Here is a 4,063-nt window from a genome sequence, read left to right as displayed (position 1 = left end):
GGGGGCAGGTCGATGTCGGTGCGACCGGCCAACGGGCCGTCGCAAAAAATTCGGTTCAATCTCATGCTCGCCTCGTTGCGAGTTGCGATCCTGGCAAAGTTAAGCAAACAGCGTGCCTAAGAAGTCAGCACCCCAAATGACTATGCCATTCACAGCCTCGCCGGAAGGTCTGTCCCAGTACTTGCTCGCGGTGGCGGCCGGCATCGATACGCAGAGCGGCTGGATGCGCGGCGCCCGGCAGGTCCCGTCGCCGAACTTCGACCCGCGGCCGGCCGGCATCTTGCCAGAACTCATCGTCGTGCATGGCATCAGCTTGCCGCCGGATGAGTTCGGCGGGCCGTGGATCGACAAGCTGTTCACCAACACACTGCCGCCGGACCAGCATCCGTACTTCGAGAAGATCAAGGAGCTGCGCGTCTCCTCGCACTTGTTGATCCGTCGCGATGGCGAACCGGTGCAGTACGTGCCGTTTCAGGAGCGGGCCTGGCATGCCGGCGCGTCCAGCTATCAGGGGCGCGAACGCTGTAACGATTTTTCGGTGGGCATCGAGCTGGAAGGTGCCGATGAAGTGCCGTACCAGCCGGCGCAGTATCGGGTGTTGAGTGCGGTCATCCTGGCACTGTGCGAGGCGTATCCTTCATTGGCATTGACGCGCATCGCCGGGCATAGCGACATCGCGCCCGGGCGCAAGACGGACCCGGGGCCGGCGTTCGATTGGCAGCGGTTGTACGCGCTATTACGCGCCACTGGCTGAATTCGGCGACACAATTTCGCGCGCCGCGCGCGTCGTGTAGCATCGCCGGCCGGCCGTGCGCGTCAAAGGATTTCGAATTCCATCATGAATCGTTCCGCCACGGTGTTGATGACGCTGCTGGCCTTCGCGGCGGTGTTGCTGACGGTGGCGGTTTGGGCCGGCCGTCGCACCCATAACGCCGCCGATCTGATCCTCGGCAACCGCCGCTTCGGGGTCTGGTTGCTGGCCCTCAGTTGTACTGCCAACACGGCCAATGGCTGGCTGTTGATGACATTGGCCGCCGCCGCGTTCGCGTGGGGTTGGTCGGCCGCGTGGATCTGGGCCGCCTTCGTCGCGGGCTCTGCGCTCAACCTGTTCTACATCGCGCCTCGGTTGCGCAATATCTCAGTAGCACAAGGCAACGGCACTTTGTTTCAAGTGTTGAGTGCCGATGCCGGCGATCGCTTACAGCCCTGGGTGGCGCGTTCGGCGATGTTTATCTTCCTGTTGTGTGTGTTGTTACAGACCAGCGCCATGCTGCGTTTCGTCGGTGGCTTGTTGGTCGATGAGTTCGGCTTCAACTTGATCAGCATGGCACTCACGTCGGTGTTTCTAATCACCGTGTGCGCGTTCGCTGGCGGATTGCGAGCGACTGCCATCGGCGATGCCGTGCAGGTGATAACCATGGCGCTGTTCGGGGCGTTGTTGCTGCTGGCCGCGAACGTGGCCATCGGTGGCTGGGAACAGTTTCAAGTGGCGTTTCCCGCGCTCGGCCCACTGACGACCGATTGGTTCGGTGGTCGCAGCGGCGTAGTTGCGGTGGCATTCGCGGCAGGTGTGTTTTGTATCGGCTTGGGCATGACGGGACAGCCGCAAATCGCCACTCGATTCATGGCGGCGCGCGATGAAGCGACGTTGCGACGGGCCAGTTGGGTGGCGTTGGCGCTGATCGCGGTCATCGTCGCGATCTCGTTATGCTGTGGCTGGGCCGCCAGCGTGCTGTATTCGGGATTGGAGCGGCCCGAGCTGTCGATGTTCACCATTGCGGATCGTTTGCTGCCGCCGGCCATCGCCGCATTCATCGTCGCTGCTTTGCTGGCCGCGTTGCTTGCCAACATGGGCAGCCAGTTGCTGGCGCTCGGATCGAGCTTGGGCAACGACACGCGACGCGTGAATGCGCCGCTGTCGCTGGCTTGGAGTCGGGCGGCGATGGCGCTGTCGGCGGTGTTGGTTGTGCTGTCAACTTTGTGGGCGCCTTCCACGGTGTTCGAGCACGCGATGTTTGGTTATTCCACGCTCGGCGCGTGTTTCGGGCCGCTGCTGTTGGTGCGTCTGAGCGGTAAGCGCGTGCGCCCAGGAGCGACCATCGCTGCTATCTGGGCCGGTTTCCTGCTGTCTGTGATTTTTCATTTGTTGCCGGATTCGCCGGGCGATTTTCTCGAGCGCGTCATGCCGTTCGTTGCCTCGCTCGGCATCGCACTCACCGGTGGCGAACGGCGTCGCAACCCGGATCGCGCCGACCGCTCGCAGGAAACGGTGCACGACCGAGTGCCGATCTGAGGTGACGCGTGGCCTCGCGAAGCAAACCCAAGACTCGTAAGAAAGTCGCACGCAAGCCTGTTAAGAAAGCCACACCTCGCAAGGTGGCGAAGCAAGTCGTTGCGCCCGACAGCGACGCCGCTCGAATCATTGCCGCGATCAAACGCATTCCCAAAGGCAAGGTCTGCACGTACGGCAACGTTGCAGATGTGGCCGGCCTGCCGAGGCGGGCGAGGTTGGTGGGCACGGTGTTGAGGCAGACGCCAGCATCGCGAGCCGTGCCTTGGTTCCGTGTGATCAATGCCAGCGGTCGCATTTCGTTTCCTGAAGGCAGCGACGGTTATGCGCGCCAGCGCAAACATCTGGAAGCGGAGGGCGTGGACTTCGTCGGCGGGCGCGTCGACTTGAATCGCTACGGCTGGCCGCCCCGGGACAAGATGCTGGACGAGCTGCTGTGGGGCCCGGTCTGAGCCGCCGTTATGTTCACTGAACCGCGTCTGCCAAGAAAAATCAGCGTGCGTTAACCCCGAATCGAACCTGCCCCCGTTTGTACCTCCCGTGACGCAAGCCGCGTCGTTGTTGGGGGCAGGTCATGAATGGCGCCAGGGGTCGGATCGTTCGTCAGGGTTCGCTACTGATTGCTACCGCTGTGCTGGCCGCTTGTGCCGCCAAGCGGGAGGACAGCCCCGCGCCGCCGCCCGCCAAGGATGCGGCCAAAGTAGAAGAGGCGGTTACCGGAGCGACTACGCCCGTGTACATCGAGCCGGCAATCGCGCCTGTCCCACCACAGGCTGACATGGCGATTGAGATGTATGCAGAGGCTGCCGCCGCGGCACCGGCCGAGTCTCGCGATGCTTTGGCGAAGCGAGTGCGCCGAAACGAAGTTGAGATGAAGCTGGCTTCGGCGCCCGCCAGCATCGCGTCGCCGCCGTTCGTGCAGCAGAATCCGGCCGACACCGAGCGCTATCAGCATCAGCAAGACAACGCGGTTCAACTCGCTGCCGAACAACCCGTGTCGACGTTCTCCATCGATGTGGACACCGGCGCCTACGCCAACGTGCGTCGCTTCCTCAACGAGGGCCGGTTGCCGCCGCAGGATGCCGTGCGCGTCGAAGAGATGATCAATTACTTCGACTACGAGTACGCCACCCCGAACAGTCGCGACACGCCGTTCCGCGTTTCCACTGAATTGGCCGCGGCGCCGTGGAATTCAGAAGCGTTGTTGATGCGTGTCGGCATCAAAGGTTTCGAAATCGAAGCCAGCGAACGGCCGGCGGCGAATCTGGTGTTTCTGATCGACGTCTCCGGTTCGATGGACTCGCCTGACAAGTTGCCGTTGCTGAAGAACGCATTCCGGTTGCTGACCGATCAGCTGAGTGCGCGTGATCGTGTCTCCATGGTCGTCTACGCAGGTAGTTCCGGCGTGGTGTTGGAGCCGACGCCTGGCGATCAGAAGCATCGCATTCAAGAAGCACTGGCACGACTGTCAGCCGGCGGTTCGACCAACGGTGCGTCCGGCATCGAACAAGCGTATCGACTGGCTCACGGCACTTTCGTTAAAGGTGGCATCAATCGCGTGGTGCTGGCGACCGATGGCGACTTCAATGTCGGCACGGTGGACTTCGAAGCGTTGGTGGACATCGTCGAGCGTGAACGCGCCACTGGCGTCGAGTTGACGACGCTGGGTTTCGGCACCGGTAACTACAACGAGCAACTGATGGAGCGCCTCGCCGACGCGGGCAATGGCAACTACGCGTATATCGATACCTTGAACGAAGCACGCAAGGTGCT

Annotated in this window: 4 protein-coding genes; all 4 read left to right on the top strand. The window is 62.3% G+C overall.

Annotated elements, in window-relative coordinates; genetic code table 11:
- The first annotated feature begins 142 nt into the window (after positions 1 to 142).
- The gene (ampD, locus tag JNL55_RS25150; RefSeq protein WP_293860789.1) at positions 143 to 754 is read left to right on the top strand and encodes a 1,6-anhydro-N-acetylmuramyl-L-alanine amidase AmpD; all 612 of its coding nucleotides are present in this window, start codon (positions 143 to 145) and stop codon (positions 752 to 754) included.
- 84 nt (positions 755 to 838) lie between these two features.
- On the top strand, positions 839 to 2,293 hold the full coding sequence (locus JNL55_RS25145) for a sodium:solute symporter family transporter (protein ID WP_293860786.1): 1,455 nt from the start codon (positions 839 to 841) through the stop codon (positions 2,291 to 2,293).
- An 8-nt stretch (positions 2,294 to 2,301) separates the two neighbouring features.
- Positions 2,302 to 2,742: an MGMT family protein gene (locus tag JNL55_RS25140; RefSeq protein ID WP_293860783.1), complete on the top strand. Its 441-nt coding sequence runs from the start codon at positions 2,302 to 2,304 to the stop codon at positions 2,740 to 2,742.
- Between the two features lie 122 nt (positions 2,743 to 2,864).
- A partial coding sequence (locus JNL55_RS25135) for a vWA domain-containing protein (RefSeq protein WP_293860780.1) occupies positions 2,865 to 4,063 on the top strand: 1,199 nt, incomplete at its 3' end.

Source organism: Steroidobacter sp., from assembly GCF_016790065.1.
Lineage (GTDB): Bacteria > Pseudomonadota > Gammaproteobacteria > Steroidobacterales > Steroidobacteraceae > Steroidobacter.
Note: the sequence above shows the minus strand (reverse complement) of the source record. Positions and strands in the feature narration are given on the sequence as shown.